Here is a 20301-nt window from a genome sequence, read left to right on the forward strand (position 1 = left end):
CCGAACCTCAATTCGGCTGCGTTCCTGCGGCTTTCGGATCGAAGAGTTCGTCGATCCGGCAATCGAAAACCTCGGCCAAGCGGAAAGCCAGTGGCAATGAGGGGTCGAACCGTCCGCGCTCGATGGAGATGACGGTCTGGCGGGAGACTCCGAGTTCATCGGCGAGGCGCTGTTGTGACCAGCCGCGGTCCAGTCGGCGTTCGTGAAGCGAGTTCCTCATCGTCAGCTGCGCTTCTTCGCCATGAGGTATCGCACGAGGGTGCTGGAGAAGGCGATCAGGATGACTCCGACGAGTGCCCATAGCGCGTCGATGTCGAAGCCAGTGATGGCGAGAGTTGCGAGTGCAAACCCTGTCAGCATGATCGTGTCGCGGAGTGCACCAGCCATGGCGGTGTCCAGCCACTTCGACTCGATCGACTCTTCCGGGTTGTCAATTGCACCCTGGAGGCTCGCGCGATCGACGACGAGGGCCCAGGTGAGGCCTATGAGCCCCCAAGACATGACGAGAGCGGTCACGCCGGCGACGACCAGGGCGTGCTCGCCCTCGGAAACTTGAGTCAAAAGAGTGAGCGCACCAGCTGCGACGGCCAGAACCAAGCCTGCCGGGATCGCAATAGCCATGGCGGGGACTCGCCCTCCGGCGAACTTGATCCGGCCCCAGCGTGTTCGCGCGTCGGTTGTTGGCTTGGTGGTCATACTCTCTCCCGTGTGAAGCAGGTTTGACATGTGAAGCTAGCTTGACATGTGAAGTGCGCTTTGCACAAGGTGCGGTTCAGGGATCCTTGGGTCGTCGCGTGGGCCCCGCGCGTTCGCCGGTGTATTACGTGGTCGGTAGACCGCACGACGTTGGCGGCTTTGGCTGCCGGGTCGGAGGTCCCAGCCCTTCGGGTCGGAAGGACGCCTTCGGAAGGCAGTGGTTGCACCATGCGGCGCGCGCAGGGCCCCACAGTGCAAGGTCGTGATTGAGCGCGACGGCCATCACTGCCGATGCGTACCCCTGTGGCTCGGAGCGCGCCGGCTGCACGACATTCCACGCGGTGTCGAGATGGAGTTGTCGTTTGGCGTGCAGTGCCGGGCGTGCTGGCTATGCGCTGATCTCGCGAGAAGTGATCACGTCATACCGCAGCTGCACCATGCCATTATCGAATCTCTGTTCGTGCTGCAGGCTGAGATCTAGGCGGCGATCCGGCAGGAATCGCAGTCCGCCACCGACGACGACGGGGCACACGAGCATGTCGATCCGGTCGACAAGACCGTGTCGAATCGCTTGTGCAGCCACAGTTGGCCCGTCGATCGTCACGTTTCCTCGCGCATCAGCTTTTATTTCCGCGACCTCTTCCGGGTCGAACTGTGCGCGCAGTTGCGTGCGCGATGTGGCGACTGTTTCAAGAGTGCGGGAGAAGACCACTTTGTCTGCCCGTTGCCAGATCCGTGCAAACTCCGTGGACTGCGGCGACTGTTCGATGACTTCGGGGTTCGTCTCCCAGACAGCCATCATCTGGTACATCCGCCGACCGAGCAGATAGGTCGAGACCTTCGAGTACTCGTCGTTGACTGCGGCAAGAACCTGCTCGTCAGGCATGGCCCACGAGGTGAATTCGCCCGTAGTGTCTGCGACGTAGCCATCAAGCGACACCTGCATGGAGTACACCAACGTGCCCATAGCTATCCTCGATCTGGTTGCATTGTAGGAGCAGTTTCAGGCTACGTAGACTGATTGCGTGTTGCAACCAGATGGCGTGGAGAAGCTGCAAGTTGAACGCGGTCGCTCTGGGTGTCCGATCAACATGACGGTTGAACTGCTGGGCGACCGCTGGAGTCTGGTCGTGCTGCGCGACATCATGTTCGGCGACCGTCGGCGTTTCCGGGAGCTGCTGCATCATTCCGAGGAGCGGATTGCCTCCAACGTGTTGGCGAGCAGGCTCAAGCGCATGTCGGACGTCGGTCTGCTCACGCGACATGGCGATCCGAGTCATCGCCAGAAGGTCGAGTACCGCCTCACCGAACCGGCGATTCAGCTGGTGCCGGTGATGGCGCAGCTTGGCGACTGGGGTGCTCGCTGGTTGCCCACCTCTGCAGAGCTGGCCGTTCGCGCGGAACTGCTGGCAGACGGAGGGCCCGAACTCTGGTCGAGATTCATGAGCGAGCTCCGCGAGGTGCATCTGCGGGGCGGCATCTTTTCCAAGGATGGCGTCCTGGCTGAGCTGACTGCTGCGTACGAGCGCGTCGTATCAGCGCATGGGTAGCTGGGGCGGGTTACCGCTGCAGATGTCTCCATGCGCCGGAACTCGGTGGGGTTCCGCTTCGATTTCTCGGTGGCCTCGGGTACGTCGATGACGCCTATGTCCTCCCTCGCGTCGACTCCACCTCGCTCTGGATGATGTTCCTAGCTGCTTCGATGAGGGCGCGGTTATCGGGAGTCGGTTGGCCGTCAGGCAGCAGTATGGTGTCCTCGAGCCCTATCCGCGTCGAAAGGCCACGTCGAGCCGCGCGGCGAATCGCCGCCAGAGTCTCAGCCAGTGGTTCCGCCGCGAGCGTGTCGATCCCGGCGGCATCCTTGACGTGTACGTGGACCGCCTCGGCACCGGCGGCACCTGCCGCCACAGCGTTGGCCGCAAGCTCAGACGGGGTTGTCGGCAGTGAGGGGTGCTCGCTCGGCAACCGAGCGCCGTTCAGACATGCCTTCAGGATCATCCCGAAGATGGTGGCACAGAGGTCCGACTGACGAGCGGTCTCGCCGTTGCTTCGGATGCCCCTACGTGCCGGAACACCGTGGAGGACCAGTTCGACGTGTGGCACGTCGGGCGTCTCGTGCTAGCCGCGCGTCTCCTCCGCGAATCGGGTCTGGGCTGCCTCACTGGTCGGAGTGAAGAAGTTGATGAGATTGCTGTCCGGATCCCGCACGAGGAGCGAGCGGTTTCCCCAGGGCATGTCGGTCGGCGCATTGACGAACACGTCGACGACGCCTTGAAGGCCCCTGTAGGTTGCGTCGACGTCGTTGACGAGGAAGTCCAGGGTGACGCTGCGATTTGCTCGAGCCTCGGCGGCATTGTCTCCGAGGAGCGGGACCGTGGCGGAGCTCGCGATGGCGAGTGTGCCCGATGGTGTGCGAAGTTCCGCAAACATCGGGTGAAGCCGCTCAGCGGTGATGCCGGTGGCCGTCTCGTAGAACGTGACGAGTGCGTCGACGTCGTCGGTGATGAATCGGGTGGCTGCGAGCTGCATGCCCTTCTCCTTCAGTCGCTGATGTGGCCGACGGACTCGGACACGGGCATCACGGTACGACTTATACCGGGCAAAAACTGTCCTGTATGAGGGTGACAATGGGTCTTATGGCTGACACGACCGCTCGAGCGCTGCGAGTGCTCGAGCTCCTGCAGTCCGCGCAGCAGCGCACTGTTGCCGAGCTGGCAGAACGCCTCGGCGTCGACGAGCGGACTATCCGCAGAGATATGGCGCGGCTGGTTGGTCTGGGGCTGCCCGTGGAAACACTGAGGGGGCGCTATGGCGGCTACCGGCTCGCGTCCGGGCAGCGTGTTCTCCCACTCATGTTCAGCGCCGAGGAGGCCGTCGCTGTCTATCTCGGATTCGCCCGCGCGCAGGCGGCATCGCGCGAGCCCGAGATCGCCGCGCAGACCGCCCTGTCGAAGATCAAACGAGCGCTGCCGAGCGCTGACGCGGAGCGGGTCGATGCCCTTCTCGGGGTGATGGCGCGTACTTCCCAGGACGGCGACACTCCTCCCGACCCTGCCGTGATGCTGACCTTGGCGGAGGCCGTCGCGCTTCGACAGGGACTCGACCTGCGCTACGTCAGCCGCGCGGGTGTCTCATCCAGGCGTTCGGTCCATCCATACGGCCTGGTGGCGCACTCGGGTCGGTGGTATCTCGTCGCCTTCGATACGGACCAGCAAGAAGAGCGGACGTTTCGGGTCGACCGAGTGCGATCGGCCCGCGCTCTGCGCGAGACCTTTGCTCCTCCGCTCCGCCCGGATATCGAGGGGCACCTGCTTGAACTGCTCGCCGATGCCCCGTATCGGTGGCACGTGTTGCTGCGCATCCGAACAACCGAGGATCGCATCCGGATCCACCTGCCGCGAAGCGTGGCCCGGCTCGAGCGGTTGCACAGCGGTGAGGTCGGGACGGACGGGTGGGGTCTGCCCTGGTATAGGGCAGAGATCCATGCTGAGAGCCTCGACTGGTTGCCGTCGGTGATCCAGGCACTCGACTGCGAGGTGACGATCGAGGGGCCGGACGAGCTCCGAGATCGCGTCAGGTCCGCGGCGGCGAGGATGCTGCGCGCGGCGGACGACGGCATGAGGCCGATCGGGCCATGAGTCACATGAGTCAGCGGAGCGCGCAGATAGTTCCTGGCGAGGTAAAGACAGCGGAAAACGCTGTAACCGCGGTCACTGCTCGCAGCGTGTTTTCGCGCATTCGCACGCCATCCAAGGCGATAATCGCCGCCGAGGGGTCGTGCGGCGCAACACCGTCTACGGGGTGCAGGTGTGCTTGCCCAGCTCCCTTATGATCGGCGACGACGGCGGAGGGACTGCGATCCTGCTGAACCTCGCGGATCGCTGCATCTATGAGGTGGGCATGGGGGCCATGGACGCGGAGAGCATGGAACTCAGCGCGGACTTCCTCGACGAGTTCCTCGCGATCGGCACCTGCTTGACAGAGTGAGGCGCGGGATGACGTCCATCTGCTCCGCGTGCGTTTTCAGGAATCGCGAATCGACTCGCGGGGAACTTCGCCGGCCTGCGTGAGCGATACTGTCGCCATGAAGATGCTCCTCGGCGAAGCATTGTGGAGAGCGGATGAACTGCCGTGGACCCACGCACTGTACGCGCCCGCGGGCCGTCGGCTCGACGACGGAGAATTGCCGGTTCTGGTGTGGGATGTGGACGACGTCGCAGACGACGCCACAGATCTTCCCGCGGAGGCGAGTGCACTCGGCTACGAGTATGTTCTCGGGGTCGATGACGTGCAGAGCATCGTTGCCAACGCGCGAGCGCAGAGGCCGGAGGCGACGACCGCTGACCTCCTCCTCGCGCTGCAGCACTATTTGGGTCGAGACGCATTCATCGTGTGGGGCCGCTGAATGATGGCCCTCCTGGTGAGCGCTGAGCGAGAGAGTCTTTCTCTTTCCGCGTGGATCTCGCTCTTTCATCGCCCGTGACGTTCGATGACGGGCGACCGACTACCCCAGTCGAAGCCATCGATCAGCCGCCGGGCTTCGTCGTCATCTGTCGCGGGGATCTCGGCGATGACCTCGTGATCGTTAAGCCGGCGGATGATCAGGTGCCCCAGCGAGCCGTCGCCAGCGTCCCAGATGGATCGGTATGACGCCTCGTATGGCTGGTATGCGCGCTCGAGCTCGGCCAAGACCGATCGTGCTCCGTGTCAAAGCGAGGTGGAGTCATCCTTGGATCGTGTCCAGAGGTTCAGGCTGCCGCTGGCGAGGATCCGGGCACGGATGCTCAGCTCGGGGAAGGATGGCGGATTCGCGCCGCGCCATCCGCCACCGGCATGGAGTGCGTTTCCCGGGTTCAGGGGCTGCGTACGATCGTCCACATGACAGACGATCTTGTGATCCGGCCGGTCAGAGGTCAGGGGGAGTATCCGCGACTCGTGCAGGTATGGCGCACCTCCGTCGATGCCACACACGATTTCCTCGCTCGTGAGCATCGGGATGCGATCGAGGCGAAGCTCGAAGCCGAGTACCTGCCGCATGTGAAGATCGTGGTCGCGGAACGTTACGGAACTCCGGTCGGTTTTGCGGGGACGGCCGACGGCAAACTCGAGATATTGTTCGTCGACGCTGATCACCGTGGCAGCGGCGTCGGTTCCGAGCTGCTGCAGCACGCCCTGGTCGCCGAGGGCGTGACAGCGGTAGACGTCAATGAAGAGAACGGCCAGGCCGTGGGATTCTACGAGCGAGCGGGTTTCGCTGTCGTCAAACGGAGCCCGCTGGACAGCGACGGTCTTCCGTATCCGATCCTGCACATGGATCTTGTTGCCGGGGACGGGGGCCGCTGATCCGCTCCCGCCGTCTCCCGGCGACGTCAGGCGCGTACCGGCGTCTCGCCGCCCTCCGTGAAGCTCGGGCGCTTGCCGAAGGCCCGCCCGATGAGCAAGACGGCGCCGACGATCACGAGTCCTTCAGCAAGACCCGCGACGGCAGATAGGAGCGTGCCGCCGAGCCAAGCGACGACGACTCCGGCCGGTTCCAGCGCGTGTTCGACGCCGTGGAGGAGATCGCTGAAGAACGTCAGCCCCACCTCGCCGAGGTTGACGAGCACGAGATGGCCGCCCACCCAGAGCATGGCGACGGTGCCGATGACGCTGATCACGCGGAATACGGCGGGCATCGACCGGGCGATGCGGGCGCCCATATGGCGCACCCGCTGATCGTCGTCCTTCGCCATCTTCAGGCCGACATCATCGATCTTGACGAGGATCGCCACGGCTCCGTACACGATGCCCGTCATGATGAGCGCGATCACGGCGAGCGCGCCGAGCGTCATCCAGGTGCCGCGGCTCGTATCGAGATTCGACAGGGAGATCAGCATGATCTCGGTGGACAGGATGAGGTCGGTGCGAATGGCTCCCGCGACGAGCTTCTTCTCGTCGCGTGCGCCCTCATCGACGTGCCCGTGATGGAATCCGAACCACTCGAGCACCTTCTCGGCGCCCTCGAAACAGAGATACGAGCCGCCGAGGATCAGCAGATACGGCAGCACCCAAGGCGCGAACGCCGTCAGCAGCAGCGCGGCCGGGATGATGATCACGAATTTGTTGAGGATCGATCCGAGCGCGATCTTCATCACGACCGGCAGCTCGCGCGCAGGGGAGAGCCCGCGCACGTATTGCGGCGTCACGGCGGCGTCGTCGATCACGACACCGGCTGCCTTCGACGACGCCTTGACGGCGGCGCTCAGGATGTCGTCGACGACGGCGAGCAGTCCGACGGACATGGATCCCCCTGTGAGAGTTGAGCGGTGCGGCGCACCCGCGTCGCGGGGCACACGCCTCTCAAGGCATTCTGCCTCAGTCGGACCGCAGGTCAGTGTCTGACGCCGCCGACCCGGATCCGGAGCGCGCGAGGACGGATCGTGATGCGCGCGCGAGAGACGAGGCCGAAGCTGTCGCCATCGAGCTCGATGCTGTGCGGGGTTCGGAAATGCGCCTCGAAGCGGCCGCCCTGCGCGTAGGCGAGCGACTGGATATCGGGGGCGTGCCGGAGCAGGTGCCTGCCGAAGCGGGAGCGATGGGCGACTCCCTGGATCGTCAGCCGGGTTCCGATCTGCGCCCAGCCGAATGGGCCCTTCGGACGCATCATCACCACGTCGAGGCGACCGTCGTCGACCTCGGCCCCCGGGATGAGGAGCATATTTCCGGTGAGCGTGCCGCAGTTTCCGACGATCACAGTGTGCGCCTGGGCCGAGCGGGCGCGACCTTCGTCGATGCGATAGTCGAGGTGGAAGAGGCGATTGGCGATCACGGAGCGCGCGATCGGGGCGACGTATGCGAACCAGCCGAGCCGGTCCTTCGCCTGCCCGCTCGTCTTCTCCGCCATCTCGGCGTCCAGTCCGATGCCGGCCATCACGAGGAATGTGTGGGTGTGCCGCTCGCCGTTCTCGTTCTCCAGCTCGGCGATCGCGACGTCGACCTCGCGGATCCTGCCCGCGAAGGCGGCGGCGACGGATCCTTCGATGTCGTTCAGCGGCAGGCGCAGATTGCGGGCGAGGAGGTTGCCCGTGCCCAATGGCAGCAGGGCGAGAGGTGTCCCGCTCGCGAGAAGCGTCTCGGCGACCGCCCGCACGGTGCCGTCTCCGCCCGCGACGAGGACGACGTCCGGTTTGTCGGCGAGGGCGGCCGCCGCCGCGCTTGCTCCGAGGTCGTCTTGGTCCGTCTCATACCAGCGGGAGGGATCCCAGCCGTGCAGGCCTTCCTGCGCGCGGACCGCGTCGCGGACCCGGTCGAGTCGCGTCCTCACCGGGTTGTAGACGATTGCCGCGGTCGGCGCCCGCGTTCCCGAGAGGCTACGCGGAGTCGTCATCGACAGAGATCGTTGCCGATGGGCAGAGGTCTCGGGCCTCGCGCACGGCCGCCCACTCCGAGCGCGGCGGGTGCGGATCCAGGACGCTGACGAAGCCGTCGTCCTCGTCGCGATTCGCGAATACGCGCGGCGCGATCCTGCTGCAGTTCTCGGACGCGATGCAGGTCGATGGATCGATGGTCACCTTCATGAGCCCTCCCCAGAACTGTGCGGCGTGCCGACGATTATTCCGCAACCGTGGCCGGGTGGGGCGGTGTTTGTCTCAGTCATCGCCTCGGCGCCGTCAGGATCCGCGGCTACCCTCGTCGCATGCGCCGATTCGCCATCATCCCGATCCTCGCCGTGGGGCTCCTCGCCGGCTGCTCGCAGGTCACTCAGTTCGCGGGCGAGGCCGTCGGCGTGCCGGTCGAGAAGATCTGCACGACCTTCGACGACGCCTACGCGCAGTACGAGACCCTGCTCGATCAGGGAGATGCGACGGAGGCACAGATCACGGAGGCGCGTGATGGCCTCGTGTCGACGCTCGAGGATCTCGCCGACGACGTCGGCGGCGAGATCGGCGGCGTCATCCGCACCAACGCCGAGCGTCTCGCCGAGTCGACGGATCTGCAGTCGCCCGAGACCGTCCGGGCGATCGAGCAGGCGAAGGATTCCGTCTCGGCGTTCTGCGGCTGAGCGGCGCTCGTCGGGCCAGCGGGCATCGTCTCCGCGGCCCATACCCGTCGCGCGATCGCGCTGATACGCTCGCGCCATGGATCCCAACGCACGTCCCGCGATCACCCTTCCGGACGGGCGGGATGCCGTCGACGCGTTCGGTGAGGCGACGGTTGACGGCATCTGGCCGCGTCTGCTCGTACCCCGAGAAGGCGATACCGCTGAGTCGCTCGCGACGGCACTGCACTCGCTCGCGTCGTCGGAGGTGATCCCATCCGCGCCGGAGTCGTCGGCCTTCGAAGATCTCGCTACGGCGCTGTGGGATGCGCGCCGCGCACAGCAAGAGGCCTGGTCTGATGAAGGGTGGCCGCTTGACCGCATCGCGAAACGACTGCGCGAGAAAGGCATCGCCGCGGCGTGGACGCTTCAGACAGAATCGGATGACGGGGCGGTCGACGCGCTCGAGCCGTTCCGCGCCGAGGGTATGCGGGGTGCGGTCTTCCTCACCGAGTCGCAGGCCGTGGAGCTTGCGCTCGAACCCGGCGAGGCGCATGTGGGCACAGAGGGATTCGTCGAGCCCCGACCCCACGGACTGCTCGGACGACGCGAGATCGACGCCGACGAGTACCGAACGGCCTGCGAGGCCGTGTCGGGGGAGCTCGTTGCGGCGGCGCGCGCCGAGGGAGTCGAGGCTCTCTGGGACGGCGACTGGGAACGCCGTGTCGTCCTTGAGAACGTGCAGTTCGTCGCGGGGCTGCCGTGAGCGGACCAGGCGTCGTCTCGCGACACGTCAGCGTTGTCATCGCGACCTCGCCCGACGCCGTCTACGACTTTGCGGCAGATCCTGAGAACCTGCCGCGCTGGGCGGCGGGGCTCGCCCGCGCCGATGTGAAGGTGCGCGGTGATGAGCTCGTCGCGCAGTCGCCGATGGGCGAGGTGACGGTGCGATTCGTTCCGAGGAACCCCTATGGTGTCCTCGACCATGCCGTCACTCTGCCGTCGGGGACGACCGTCGACAACCCGCTGCGCGTCGTCGCGCATCCAGATGGCGCCGAGGTCGTGTTCACGGTGCGGCAGATCGAGCTGACGGATGACGAGTTCGCGCGCGACTGCCGCCTCGTCGAGGAAGACCTCGAACGGCTCCGGCGGATCCTCGAGGGCGGGCGTCCCTAGAGATCGGCCGCGATGACCGCGCAAGCGACCGATTCCGGTTCCCGGGGACGTCTCGGGGCGGTCTTCTACGTCTCGCTCGCGCTGTCGATCGCATTCGTCGTCTCGGGGCTCGCGCTCCCGGATCAGCTGTCGGCGTCTCTCTCCGCAGTCCGCGACGTTGTCGTCGGATCCTTCGGTCCGGCCTACCCGATTGCGGTGACGGCCCTGCTCGTGTTCGTCGTCGTGATCGCGGTGCTCCCGGTCGGGCGCACGCGCCTGGGCGGGCCGGACGAGAAGCCCGAGTTCGGCTTCGTCTCGTGGTTCGCGATGCTCTTGAGCGCGGGAGTCGGGCTGAGCTTCCTGTTCTGGGGCGCTGCCGAGCCGCTGATCCACCTCGCCGATCCGCCGCACGGCGCGAGCAGCCCCGGATCCATCGAGGCCGCGCGCGCCGGCATGCGGTATTCGATGATGTTCTGGGGGCCGCACGCGTGGGGGATCTACGCCGTCGTCGCGATCGCGATCGGCTACGCCGGATTCAACCGTGGGCGCGGCATGCTCGTCAGCCAGGCTCTGCCCCCACTGCTCGGGCGTCTCGCCGACGGCTGGCTCGGCACACTCGTCGATATCGCGGCCGTGTTCGCGATCCTGTTCGGCGTCGCCACGTCGCTCGGCCTCGGTACGGGGGAGTTGAACGCGGGTATGGCGGACCGCTTCGGCGTGCCGGATTCGTATCTCGTCAAGATCGCGATCATCGCCTTCCTCATGACCTTCGCGACGGTCTCCGCCATGACGGGGCTCGGGCGAGGCATCCGGGTGCTGAGCCTCGTGAACGTCGCCCTCTGCGGCGTGCTGCTCCTGCTCGTTTTCGTGCTCGGCCCGACCGGCGCGATCGTATCGACGCTCGGACAAGGCGTGGCGGACTTCGCCGTGAATCTCGTACCGATGAGTCTCGCGACCGCGGGGCCTGCGGATCCGTGGACCGGGGCCTGGATCTACTTCTTCTGGGCCTGGTGGATCGGGTGGGCACCCTTCGTCGGCACGTTCATCGCCCGCATCTCTCGCGGCCGGACCATCCGCGACATCGTCGCCGGAGTCGTGCTCGCGCCGAGCCTCGTGAGCTTCGCCTGGTTCTCGGCGTTCGGTGGGACGTCGCTGGAGCGGGAGCTCACGGGCGCCGTCGACGTGGCGGAAATCGCGGGGGAGACCAAGTCTGTCGCGACCCTCGCGGTGTTCGACACGCTCCCGCTCACAGGCCTCGCGCTCGCGATCCTTGTTCCCGTACTCGCGCTGCTGTTCATTACCTCAGCCGATTCGGCATCGTTCATGCTCGGCAGCACGACGACGGGAGGCAGCCTGAAACCCCCGAAGCCCGTGCGCCTCATGTGGTCATTCGCGGCGGCCTTCGCCGCAGTGCTCCTGCTCGCCGGGGGAGCCGAGGATCTGCGCGGCGCGGCGGTCATCGCGGCGGCACCCTTCACGCTGATCCTCGTGGCGCTCGCGATCTCGACCGCCATGATGCTCTGGCGCGATCGGCGACGCGATGGCATCCAGTAGCGTGTCCGCATGCCAGAGCTTCTCGTCCCGGACGTCCGCTTCCACCAGTCTTTCCTCGCGTCGCACCGCGAGTGGGACGGAGCCACTCAGGACGGTGCCGGCATTCACGGCGACGATGATGTTCTGAGCGCCGACGGATTCGCGACGTACGTGGCGGAGCTCGTCGCGAGCGAGCGGACGCCCCGACGCCCCGGGCTCGTGACCGACACCTACCGGTGGATCGTCGAGGGCGACGAATACCTCGGCGCGATCTCGTTCCGACACGAATTGACGGAGTACCTCGAGAACTTCGGCGGACACATCGGTTACGGCATCCGCCCGTCCGCGCGTCGTCGCGGCCTCGCAACGTGGGCGCTCGCGCGCACACTCGATATGGCCCGCGAACGCGGCTATGACCGCGTGCTCGTCACCTGCCGCGACGACAACGTCGCCTCGGCCCGGACGGTCGAGAAGAATGGGGGTGTCCTCGAGGATCGGCGCGCACATGGCGAGACGCTCATGCGCCGCTACTGGATCCCACTCGCCTGATCACCGGACTACAGTCCCGTCGCGGAGGAGAGCACGAAGAGGGTTGCGCGATCTGCGAGCGGCTGCGTGTGCTCGAGGACTATCCGACGCCGCCGAACTGCACCTCACCGTACGGACCGACCTGGATCCGGGAGATCGTGTCGTGGCAGAAGGCCTGATCGCGGGCCCGTGCGTCGCGCGGGTGACCATCCCGTGAAGTCTCGTCGGGATTCGTGGCGGATCGGCCCGCGTCGGCCGTACGCTCGCGGCGTGACGACAGCTCAGGATCTCGCGAGTGAGAAATACGTTCTCCTCACCACCTTCCGCAAGAACGGTGCGGCGGTCGCGACCGCGCTGTGGGTCGTTCCGGACGGAGAGGGTGCCGCCGCGTGGACGAGTGGCGATTCGGGGAAGGTGAAGCGCCTGCGCCGGCAGCCGCGCGCGACGCTCTCGCCCTGCTCGCTGCGCGGCACGCCGACGGGGCCCGCGATCGAGGTGTCGGTCAAAATTGAGGGCGGCGAGGTCGCGGCCGATGTGCGCCGCCGCATCGCGAAGAAGTACCGCCTGCTCGGCCCCGTCATCACGGGGTGGGAGAACCGCGGCAAGGACGAGCGCGTCGCGCTGCTGATCCGCGACGCGTGACGAGAGACGCTCCGGATCAGCGAGCACGAGTGGTCGGCCGACGATCGTCTCGTGCGGGAATGGACGGGACGGTGCCGGCGTTGTAGTCTGAAGTGCTCGGGAACATCCCGATCGATCGCGTGGTCTCCGCGCGATGGCAACTCCACAGCGTGCGAATAGCGGTTCCCTTCCTCGGAAGGATCACCACGGGGCTGATCGGTTTCGACAGCGTCTGCTGATCTGAGGGAAGCGGGCCGAGGACGCAGGGTTATCTCGTGAACGCCCCCTGCAAACCAATAAGTGCCAACTCCAAGCGCACTGACTTCGCCCTCGCTGCGTAAGCGAGCCCGATAGTCCGTCAGACCGTGGCTGATCCCGACACGGACCCTGGCGTCATCTAGGGATCTTGCTGTGACGTGGCGTCGAGACGCGTTACGGGACTTTTCCTCGACTGGGCTCGTCGACCTATGTGTCTGTGCTGAAGGTCGGAGCCGAGCAGAACGCCTCCACAGACTGCGCCCGGAGAAACCCCAGTGAACCAGTGCTGGACGGGGGTTCGATTCCCCCCAGCTCCACCAACTTGCTCTTGTGAAAAGTGCAGGATGTACCGCTTACGCACGTTGTACGAGTTGAGGACCTGCCCGTCTGGGTGGGTCCTCAATTCGTTTCTGGGGTCGGCCTGTTTAAGCCTGGCGGTGAGGTTTGTGTCGTCGGCTTGGTTGCGCCGTCGACACAGCGGTGTTGCATCATCCAAAAGGTTGAGATTCGATTCAACATCGTTCGCGATGTCCGCGCGGGCCGTGCCTGGTGGAGTTGACAGCATGGCAGATCTTCGCGTTCGCAGTCCCTTCTCGGATCGGTTGACGTCGCGCGGTGGCGCGTGGGTCTCGCTCGGTCTGGTGGTGCTGATCATGGTGGCTCTCTTCGGTGTCTTCGCGGCGGCGGAGGCGCCATCCGGGAACGATCAGGCACCTGCAGGTTCCGAGTCGGCGCGAGCGAGTGAGCTGATGGCGCAGTTCCCGAACGCAGATCGTCAGTCCGTGCTCGTCGTCGCTTCGCGCGACGACGGTGAACCGCTTGCTGTTGAAGATGCTGAGGAGCTTGAAGGTCTGCTGCCGGTGCTCAACGCCCACGCAGATGCGGATGTGTCTGGGCCGATGATCAGCGAGGACGGGGAAGCTGCCGTGCTGGTCACGCCGATTCGCGTCGGCGAGACGAACACCGATACGGCAACGGTCATCAAGGCGCTGCGCTCGGATATCGCCGACAACACGCCAGCAGGGATGACGCTGCAGGTGACCGGTGGTCCTGTGTTCGGTGCGGACGTTGCGGCCGCTTTCGAAGGTGCGGATTTTACCTTGCTGCTCGTGACCATCCTGATCGTCGCGATCCTTCTCATCCTCACCTACCGGTCTCCCGTACTGTGGCTGATCCCGCTGGCCACCGTCGGCCTCGCGGATGGCCTCGCCGGCCGTCTGACCGCCGCGGCAGGCGCAGCCTGGGATCTGCAGTTCGACGCGGGGATCGTCAGCGTTCTCGTCTTCGGCGCGGGCACCAACTACGCCCTCCTGCTGATTTCCCGCTACCGGGAAGAACTCCAGTCGACGGAGGACCACAGGCAGGCGCTCAGTCTCGCGTGGCGGAAGACCGTTCCTGCGATCCTGGCGTCGAATGTCACCGTTGTGGTGGCCCTGTTCACGCTCGTGCTCGCCGTGATCCCCGGCACCCACGGACTCGGGATCTCCTCGGCGATCGGCTTGTTGATCGCGCTTGCCGCGGTGCTGTTCCTGCTACCGCCTCTCTTGGCGGTGTGTGGGCGGAAGGTGTTCTGGCCGTTCGTGCCCCGCCCAGGCGATACGCGGGGGCAGGGTCGCGCATGGCGGAAGATTGCGTCTGGTGTCGTGAAGGGCCCGGTCGCGAGTCTCCTCGCTGGCACCGCTCTGCTCGCGGTGATGACGGCAGGCCTGTTCGGGACCTCGGTCGGGCTCGACCAGTTCGAGAAGTTCCGGGTGCAGTCGGAGTCCGCGACGGGACTGGAAGTCCTGGCAGATCATTTCCCGCCCGGTGAGGCGCAGCCGATCTTCATCGTCGCGAACAGCGCGGAGGCCGACTCCGTAGTCGCCGCAGTGAACGACGTGGAGGGCGTGGTCCGCGCCCACCCGGCTGGCATCACGGATGATGAGTCGCTCACGAAGATCATGGTGACGAGTGAGTATGCGCCGAGCACCGAAGACAGCCTCACTCAGATCACGGAACTGCGTGACGTGGTGCACGATGTGCCGGGTGCGGATGCGGTCGTGGGCGGTGCGGTCGCCACGGACTTCGACGCACGCGCAGGGAATCAGCACGATCTGTGGTTGGTCGCTCCGCTGGTGCTCGCGGTGAGCTTCCTGGTGCTCCTGATCCTGTTGCGCTCGATCGTCGCTCCGGTTCTGTTGCTCTTGGTGAACCTCGCCAGCGCGGTCGCCGCAATCGGCGCAGGTTCATGGCTGAGTCGAGTCTTGTTCGACCAGCACGCACTCGATCTGCAGGTGCCGCTCCTGGCGTTCCTGTTCCTCGTCGCGCTTGGCATCGACTACACGATCTTCCTCGTCCACCGTGCCCGAGCCGAGGCCGCGGCTCGTGGAACGCGGGAGGGGATGGTCCAGGCCATCTCCCACACGGGCAGCGTGATCACGAGCGCGGGTATCGTGCTTGCAGCCGTGTTCGCCGCGCTCGGCGTGCTGCCACTGGTCACCCTCGGACAGCTCGGCTTGATCGTCGGATTGGGGGTGATCGTCGACACTCTGGTCGTTCGCACGGTGATTTTGCCGGCGATCTTCGCTCTCGTCGGCGACCGCATCTGGTGGCCCGGAAAGCCGCGCCAGGGAGAATTGACGCATGAACCTCGTGAACGCGCCGTTGACGCGAGCTGACACGGTGGGGCCGGCAGCCGCCGGCCCCACCGTGCGGGCCATGGAGATCGGCCAGCACCTCATTGCCGCCGTTCTCACCCTGGTCGGTGTCATCCGCGCCATTGGCGACGGCACTCCGGTACCGGCGGCGATCATCGCGGGACTCGCGATCCTCGCCTGGCACACGGTCGGTACGATCCTGCCGTCCCGCACCCGTTCCCGGCAGATCGTCGTGTGGTGGCTGATCGGGTTCGCAGTGGTATGGATCGCAGCGGTCTCGGTGTCCGCGGAGTTCGTGTGGATCGCATTCCTGCTCTGGCTCCTCGCCGGGCACCTGCTCCCCGTCGTGTCGGGTCTGCTGTTCTCCGGGATCGTCTTGCTCGGAGTCATCGTCGCGCCGATCCTGCACCACGGCACCACGAGCTATGCGAACGTGTTCGGTCCGCTGATCGGTGGGATCTTCGCGTTCGGGATCTCCCGCGGCTATCTCCAGCTTCTCCGGGAAGCGGCCGAACGCGAACGACTGGTCGCTTCTCTCAGACAGGCGCAGGGCGAGATGGCCGAACTCCAGGACGAGCTCGCACACGCCCAACGACAGTCCGGTGCTGTCGCAGAGCGCACCCGTATCTCCCGTGACATCCACGACACGATCGCCCAGGCGGTCTCATCGATCCGTCTTGTCGCGCATGCCGGTGTCGGACGCACCACGGATCCCGTTGCCGCGCGCACTCTTGAACAGATCGAGACCCTGGCGAGCGACAGCCTCGCCGATGTGCGCCGAATCGTCGCCGCGCTCGTCCCCGCCGAGCTCGAGGACGACGCCCTCGCGGCAGCGCTCCGTCGCATGCTCGACCGCGCCCGCGATGAGGCCGGAATACATGCCGAGCTGCACGTTGACGAGGGGCTCCCAGCTCTGGCAACCGAGATCGAGGTCGCGCTGCTGCGCACCGCCCAGTCTGCGCTTGCGAACGTCCGGGTCCACGCCGATGCGAGCCGGGTCGTGATGAGCCTGGTCGACGCCGACACCGCCGTCAGGCTCGACATCATCGACGACGGCACCGGCTTCGACGTCTCCGCCTGGGAGAGGGCCACGGGGCCGGGAGCTGAGCCATCGAGTTTCGGACTGCGTTTCATGCGAGCACGGCTGCGCGAGCTCGGAGGCGGACTCGACGTCGAAAGCACGCCGGGGGAAGAGACCGCGATCTCGATCCACCTTCCGATTCGTCCCGACGCACCGTTCGCCGATACCGAGCCGAAAAGGCAGGAGACGTCATGACCCCGACGACCGTGCTTCTGGTCGACGACCACCCTGTGGTCCGCAGCGGACTCCGTGCCGTCCTCGAGGTCGACACCGTGCACGTCGTCGGCGAAGCCGCGACCGGTGAGGAGGCTGTTGTCCTCGCCGACCATCTGCACCCCGACGTCGTGCTGTGCGATCTGCGTCTTGGGGCCGGTATCGACGGCATTCAGACAACCGCAGCGCTGCGCGCCCTGGATCCGGCTCCGGCTGTGCTCGTTCTGACCACCTTCGACCGCGACGCGGAGATCCTCGGTGCGATCGAAGCCGGTGCCTCTGGATACCTTCTCAAGGACGTCGCCCCGGACGTGATCGTCGACGGCATTCTCCGCGCTGCGAAGGGTGAGACGTTCCTCGCTCCCGACCTTGCCACCCGCGTCCTCAACGGATTGCGAAACCCACTTCCGAGACTCACATCCCGCGAGGTTGAGGTGCTGCGCCACATGGCCACGGGAGCGGCGAACAAGGACATCGCCCGTGCCCTATTCGTCACTGAGGCGACGGTCAAGAGCCACATTGCGCACATCTTCACCAAGTTCGACGTCGACAGCCGTTCTCGCGCGGTCCACCTCGCCCAGGAAACCGGTCTCATCTGACCCGCGCAGATCTCACCGCCCTCACTTGGCGTCTCGAGCGCGCCACGATCACCCCTTCGGTGCGCGGTCCTCCAGCACCTCGAGGAATGCCTTCATCCACACGCCGTTGTCGGGCCATGCGCGGCCCGTCACGAGGTTTCCGTCGACGACGGCGCCACCGTTCTCGAAGATGCCACCGGCGGTCTCGACATCGACGGCCAGCTCGGGATACGCCGACGAGGTGCGGCCCGTGAGTACCCCGGCGGCCGCCAGAAGCAGGGGACCGTGGCAGAGCGCGGCGACGGGAGCGTTCCGTTCGAAGAAGTGCCGCACGATGCGCTTGGCGTCCTCGTCGTTGCGGATGTACTCGGGAGCTCGCCCGCCGGGAACGACGATCGCGTCGTAGCCGGCGGGGTCGACGTCGGCGAACGCGATGTCGGCCTCCCACGCGTGCCCCGGCTTCTCGGTGTAGGTGCCGAATCCATCCACGAAGTCGTGGACGACGAACTGAAGCGTGCGCTTGACGGGGGCGCCGATGTGCACCTCGTGGCCCGCCTCCTGCAGCCGGTGGTACGGGTAGAAGACTTCGAGTGTCTCGGCGGCATCGCCGGTGAGGATGAGGATCTTCTTCGACATCATCGTTCCTTTCGCTGGGGTGTTCACTCCAGCCTCCGGCACTGCGCTCTCTCGCCGCCAGCGTCGTTCTCACCATGCGCGAATCCGCAGCGCACGTGTGTCGCCGCGGTGCATATGATGGCGACGTGTCCACCCACAGTCGGGAGGCCCGCGACGCTGCGGGCATCGATGCTTCAGGCACGCCCACCGAGCGGGGCGGGATCCGGTCGGCTGAGCGCGCATTGCGTATGCTCGACGCCGTCGCCGCGGCGCCCGAGGGGATCACGGCATCGGGTCTCGCGCAATGCCTGGTTCTGTCGCAGGCGACCGTGTACCGGCTCCTCGCGAGCCTGCAGGAACGCGACTACGTGACGCGTACGGCGGACGCACAATACGTGCTCGGCCGCAGGGTGGACGAACTTGGTCGCGCCGTGCGCGCGCACCTCGTCGTCACGCCCCGGATCCGGGACATCCTCGCCGCCGTACGCGACGACGCCCGCACGCCCGTCTACCTGACGATGTTCCGCGGGGACGACATCGCGGTCGTCCACGTCGCTGATTCCACGGCGTTCCCACGGATCCGGCAGCTGCACGTCGGATTCGCCGACGTCGCGCATGTGACGGCCTTCGGCAAGATCATGCTCGCCGACCGCGATGATACGGGCGTGCGCCGCTTCCTCGAGCGGCACGGCGCACCGGCGGCGTCTGCGCGCTCTGTCACGGGGATCGCGCAGCTGACCGAGCAGCTCGACGAGGTCCGGGCGCTGCAGATCGCCGTCGAAGTCGAGGAGTACATGCCGAAGCTCGCGTGCATCGCGGCTCCTGTGCGCTCCCGCTCCGGCCGGACGATTGGCGCGGTCTCCCTGTCGGCCTCAGTCGACCGGTTCGCCTCGCACGCGCACGAGCTCGAGAGGATCGCGCGCCGTGCGGCGTGGCGCGTGTCGGCGTCGTCGGGCACGCCGAGGCGCGAGCCAGCCCAGCAGTCGTAGCCGTCGATGCCTCGGCCGGTCTCACCCGCGCCAGGTGACGAGATCCAGTCCCTGCTTCGTATCGGCGAGGGCGACCCAGCCCGTGGCGAATTGGTAGGTCATGCCGTATTCGCCCTCGTCGAGGTAGTGCACGATCTCCGGGTTCTCGGTGAGGTACACGTACTCGTCCTGCTCCTCGCGCAGCCAGCCGTTGTCCTCGAGGTACTGCTGCAGCTCGGTTGATTGTTCGGCCGAGACGGGAGCCCAGCCGTACATCTGCGCGATGTCGGTCCCGTGCTCGTAGTCGCCCCAGACGCACTGGATGCCGTCTGCCAACTCGTGTTCGCCGACGCGGAAGGTCTCGGATCTCGCGGTCCAGCCGAGCGATGCCAGCTCTTCCGAGAACGAGGGGCGGAGGATCGTCTCGCATGTCATCGAAGTAGGCGTCTCTTCGGCGGCGGGTTCCTCTTCAGGCGCCGGTCGAGTGCCTCCGCTGCAGGCCGTGAGCGTGAGAAGGGCAGCAAGCGCAGCCATGCCGGCAGTGAACCGAGTCGCTGTCATGGGGACTCCGAGGCGAGGACGCGGAGGACCTCGTCGTGCAGGGCACCGTTGGTGGCGAGGGCCGAGAGGGTGTCGAGGGCGTCGGATCCCTCGAACGAGGTGAATCGCCCGCCAGCCTCACGCACGATGGCGGCCGCGGCGGCGACGTCGTACTCCTTCACGTCGAACTCGCCGACGATCTCGAGGCGTCCTTCGGCGAGGAGCATGTACGACCAGACGTCGCCGTAGGCGCGATCGCGCCACACGCGCTCCTGGAGCGTGAGGAGCGCATCGAGGTGCCCGGCGTCGCGCCACTGCGCGATCGATTGGAAGCTGAGGGAAGCATCGTCGAGCGCCGCCACGTCGGACACCGCGATGCGACGCGGGCCGTCGTCGGTATCGGTCCAGGCTCCGAGCCCGTTCGCCGCCCACCAGCGCCGGCCGAACGCCGGCATGCTGACGACGCCGAGCGTGATGGATCCATCGACTTCGAGGGCGATCATCGTTCCCCATGCAGGGACGCCGCGGAGGAAGTTGGCCGTCCCGTCGATCGGGTCGAGGATCCACCGCCGCGATGCCGAAGCGGTCGCGCCGAACTCCTCGCCGAAGATCGCATCGCCCGGGCGTTCGGCCTCGATAAGAGTGCGGATCGCCCGCTCGGATGCGAGATCGGCTTCCGTGACGTGCGATCGGTCGGCCTTGCGGCTCACCTCGAGGTCCGCCGCATCGAACCGGGGCATCGTCTCGCCGTCGGCCGCATCGGCCAGACGCAGCGCGAAGGCGAGATCGTCGGCGAGGGACGGTGCACCGGCAGCAGGGAAGACCATCACGCCAGGTTATCGGAGCGCAGGAGCGCGACCGT

General features: G+C 66.3%; 27 protein-coding genes, 1 other RNA gene and 1 pseudogene. 17 read left to right on the forward strand and 12 right to left on the reverse strand.

Features of this window, described 5'->3' with window-relative positions; genetic code table 11:
* Nucleotides 1–7: 7 nt before the first annotated feature.
* From C0012_RS07025 to C0012_RS07035, 3 genes are all read right to left on the reverse strand, one after another.
* Entirely contained in the window at nucleotides 8–220 is a 213-nt protein-coding gene (locus tag C0012_RS07025) for a helix-turn-helix transcriptional regulator (RefSeq protein ID WP_110589283.1), read from the reverse strand.
* Between the two features lie 2 nt (nucleotides 221–222).
* The gene (locus C0012_RS07030) at nucleotides 223–726 is read right to left on the reverse strand and encodes a hypothetical protein (protein WP_232527820.1); all 504 of its coding nucleotides are present in this window, start codon (nucleotides 724–726) and stop codon (nucleotides 223–225) included.
* Nucleotides 727–1084: 358 nt separating this feature from the next.
* Complete coding sequence (locus tag C0012_RS07035; protein ID WP_110589281.1) at nucleotides 1085–1663, reverse strand: dihydrofolate reductase family protein; 579 nt, start codon at nucleotides 1661–1663, stop codon at nucleotides 1085–1087.
* Between the two features lie 58 nt (nucleotides 1664–1721).
* On the opposite strand from C0012_RS07035, the gene C0012_RS07040 reads away from it, so the two are divergent.
* Nucleotides 1722–2246 (forward strand): winged helix-turn-helix transcriptional regulator, encoded by a 525-nt coding sequence (locus tag C0012_RS07040; RefSeq protein ID WP_232527821.1) that lies wholly within the window; start codon nucleotides 1722–1724, stop codon nucleotides 2244–2246.
* 94 nt (nucleotides 2247–2340) lie between these two features.
* On the opposite strand, the gene C0012_RS07045 is transcribed toward C0012_RS07040, so the two are convergent.
* On the reverse strand, nucleotides 2341–2799 hold the full coding sequence (locus C0012_RS07045) for a 3-keto-5-aminohexanoate cleavage protein (protein ID WP_198411092.1): 459 nt from the start codon (nucleotides 2797–2799) through the stop codon (nucleotides 2341–2343).
* A 15-nt stretch (nucleotides 2800–2814) separates the two neighbouring features.
* Nucleotides 2815–3225, reverse strand: a complete 411-nt coding sequence (locus tag C0012_RS07050) for a VOC family protein (protein WP_110589279.1) — start codon at nucleotides 3223–3225, stop codon at nucleotides 2815–2817.
* Between the two features lie 23 nt (nucleotides 3226–3248).
* On the opposite strand from C0012_RS07050, the gene C0012_RS07055 reads away from it, so the two are divergent.
* The 3 genes from C0012_RS07055 (at nucleotide 3249) to C0012_RS07065 (ending at nucleotide 5101) form a co-directional block, all read left to right on the forward strand.
* Nucleotides 3249–4334 (forward strand): helix-turn-helix transcriptional regulator, encoded by a 1086-nt coding sequence (locus C0012_RS07055; protein ID WP_232527822.1) that lies wholly within the window; start codon nucleotides 3249–3251, stop codon nucleotides 4332–4334.
* A 175-nt stretch (nucleotides 4335–4509) separates the two neighbouring features.
* Nucleotides 4510–4683, forward strand: a complete 174-nt coding sequence (locus C0012_RS07060; protein WP_162621862.1) for an SMI1/KNR4 family protein — start codon at nucleotides 4510–4512, stop codon at nucleotides 4681–4683.
* Between the two features lie 97 nt (nucleotides 4684–4780).
* A complete protein-coding gene (locus C0012_RS07065; RefSeq protein ID WP_110589277.1) occupies nucleotides 4781–5101 on the forward strand; it encodes a DUF7716 domain-containing protein in 321 nt (106 codons plus the stop codon).
* 65 nt (nucleotides 5102–5166) lie between these two features.
* On the opposite strand, the gene C0012_RS07070 is transcribed toward C0012_RS07065, so the two are convergent.
* Nucleotides 5167–5385, reverse strand: a complete 219-nt coding sequence (locus C0012_RS07070) for a hypothetical protein (protein WP_110589276.1) — start codon at nucleotides 5383–5385, stop codon at nucleotides 5167–5169.
* 189 nt (nucleotides 5386–5574) lie between these two features.
* On the opposite strand from C0012_RS07070, the gene C0012_RS07075 reads away from it, so the two are divergent.
* Nucleotides 5575–6039: an acetyltransferase gene (locus C0012_RS07075; protein WP_110589275.1), complete on the forward strand. Its 465-nt coding sequence runs from the start codon at nucleotides 5575–5577 to the stop codon at nucleotides 6037–6039.
* Nucleotides 6040–6065: 26 nt separating this feature from the next.
* Here C0012_RS07075 and C0012_RS07080 read toward each other — a convergent pair whose 3' ends face one another.
* From C0012_RS07080 to C0012_RS07090, 3 genes are all read right to left on the reverse strand, one after another.
* Nucleotides 6066–6977, reverse strand: coding sequence for a DUF808 domain-containing protein (locus C0012_RS07080; protein ID WP_110589274.1), 912 nt, complete (start codon nucleotides 6975–6977; stop codon nucleotides 6066–6068).
* Between the two features lie 89 nt (nucleotides 6978–7066).
* The gene (locus C0012_RS07085) at nucleotides 7067–8062 is read right to left on the reverse strand and encodes a diacylglycerol/lipid kinase family protein (RefSeq protein ID WP_110589273.1); all 996 of its coding nucleotides are present in this window, start codon (nucleotides 8060–8062) and stop codon (nucleotides 7067–7069) included.
* Entirely contained in the window at nucleotides 8046–8252 is a 207-nt protein-coding gene (locus C0012_RS07090; protein WP_110589272.1) for a ferredoxin, read from the reverse strand. Before C0012_RS07090 ends, C0012_RS07085 begins: the two co-directional genes overlap by 17 nt.
* A gap of 119 nt (nucleotides 8253–8371) precedes the next feature.
* Between C0012_RS07090 and C0012_RS07095 the strand changes: the two genes are divergently transcribed.
* The 11 genes and pseudogenes from C0012_RS07095 (at nucleotide 8372) to C0012_RS07145 (ending at nucleotide 17337) form a co-directional block, all read left to right on the forward strand.
* Nucleotides 8372–8737, forward strand: coding sequence for a hypothetical protein (locus tag C0012_RS07095; protein WP_110589271.1), 366 nt, complete (start codon nucleotides 8372–8374; stop codon nucleotides 8735–8737).
* A 76-nt stretch (nucleotides 8738–8813) separates the two neighbouring features.
* A complete protein-coding gene (locus tag C0012_RS07100) occupies nucleotides 8814–9479 on the forward strand; it encodes a DUF6891 domain-containing protein (protein ID WP_110589270.1) in 666 nt (221 codons plus the stop codon).
* Nucleotides 9476–9889, forward strand: coding sequence for an SRPBCC family protein (locus C0012_RS07105; protein WP_110589269.1), 414 nt, complete (start codon nucleotides 9476–9478; stop codon nucleotides 9887–9889). The genes C0012_RS07100 and C0012_RS07105 overlap by 4 nt, the downstream gene beginning before the upstream one ends.
* Before the next feature lie 12 nt (nucleotides 9890–9901).
* Nucleotides 9902–11422, forward strand: coding sequence for a BCCT family transporter (locus C0012_RS07110; protein ID WP_110589268.1), 1521 nt, complete (start codon nucleotides 9902–9904; stop codon nucleotides 11420–11422).
* A 9-nt stretch (nucleotides 11423–11431) separates the two neighbouring features.
* Nucleotides 11432–11950: a GNAT family N-acetyltransferase gene (locus tag C0012_RS07115; protein WP_110589267.1), complete on the forward strand. Its 519-nt coding sequence runs from the start codon at nucleotides 11432–11434 to the stop codon at nucleotides 11948–11950.
* A gap of 50 nt (nucleotides 11951–12000) precedes the next feature.
* Nucleotides 12001–12108, forward strand: a pseudogene (locus tag C0012_RS15690) (DNA alkylation repair protein); the annotation flags it as partial.
* 91 nt (nucleotides 12109–12199) lie between these two features.
* Nucleotides 12200–12571 carry a PPOX class F420-dependent oxidoreductase gene (locus C0012_RS07125; RefSeq protein WP_110589266.1) on the forward strand — a complete coding sequence of 124 codons (372 nt, stop codon included), beginning with the start codon at nucleotides 12200–12202 and terminating at the stop codon, nucleotides 12569–12571.
* A gap of 187 nt (nucleotides 12572–12758) precedes the next feature.
* Nucleotides 12759–13128: a transfer-messenger RNA gene (gene ssrA / locus C0012_RS07130) on the forward strand.
* A gap of 243 nt (nucleotides 13129–13371) precedes the next feature.
* Complete coding sequence (locus tag C0012_RS07135) at nucleotides 13372–15465, forward strand: MMPL family transporter (protein WP_232527859.1); 2094 nt, start codon at nucleotides 13372–13374, stop codon at nucleotides 15463–15465.
* Entirely contained in the window at nucleotides 15431–16720 is a 1290-nt protein-coding gene (locus C0012_RS07140; RefSeq protein WP_110589265.1) for a sensor histidine kinase, read from the forward strand. The genes C0012_RS07135 and C0012_RS07140 overlap by 35 nt, the downstream gene beginning before the upstream one ends.
* Nucleotides 16717–17337: a response regulator gene (locus C0012_RS07145; RefSeq protein WP_110589264.1), complete on the forward strand. Its 621-nt coding sequence runs from the start codon at nucleotides 16717–16719 to the stop codon at nucleotides 17335–17337. Before C0012_RS07140 ends, C0012_RS07145 begins: the two co-directional genes overlap by 4 nt.
* Before the next feature lie 48 nt (nucleotides 17338–17385).
* Here the strand turns inward: C0012_RS07145 and C0012_RS07150 are convergent, their stop codons facing one another.
* Nucleotides 17386–17952, reverse strand: coding sequence for a DJ-1/PfpI family protein (locus C0012_RS07150; RefSeq protein WP_110589437.1), 567 nt, complete (start codon nucleotides 17950–17952; stop codon nucleotides 17386–17388).
* A gap of 125 nt (nucleotides 17953–18077) precedes the next feature.
* On the opposite strand from C0012_RS07150, the gene C0012_RS07155 reads away from it, so the two are divergent.
* On the forward strand, nucleotides 18078–18920 hold the full coding sequence (locus C0012_RS07155) for an IclR family transcriptional regulator (protein WP_162621861.1): 843 nt from the start codon (nucleotides 18078–18080) through the stop codon (nucleotides 18918–18920).
* A gap of 21 nt (nucleotides 18921–18941) precedes the next feature.
* Here the strand turns inward: C0012_RS07155 and C0012_RS07160 are convergent, their stop codons facing one another.
* Both C0012_RS07160 and C0012_RS07165 read right to left on the reverse strand, forming a co-directional pair.
* Entirely contained in the window at nucleotides 18942–19433 is a 492-nt protein-coding gene (locus C0012_RS07160) for a hypothetical protein (protein ID WP_162621860.1), read from the reverse strand.
* Nucleotides 19434–19456: 23 nt separating this feature from the next.
* On the reverse strand, nucleotides 19457–20266 hold the full coding sequence (locus C0012_RS07165; RefSeq protein WP_110589261.1) for an inositol monophosphatase family protein: 810 nt from the start codon (nucleotides 20264–20266) through the stop codon (nucleotides 19457–19459).
* Between the last annotated feature and the right edge of the window lie 35 nt (nucleotides 20267–20301).

The sequence above is a fragment of the Microbacterium suaedae genome, from assembly GCF_003254645.1.
Taxonomy (GTDB): Bacteria; Actinomycetota; Actinomycetes; order Actinomycetales; family Microbacteriaceae; genus Microbacterium; species Microbacterium suaedae.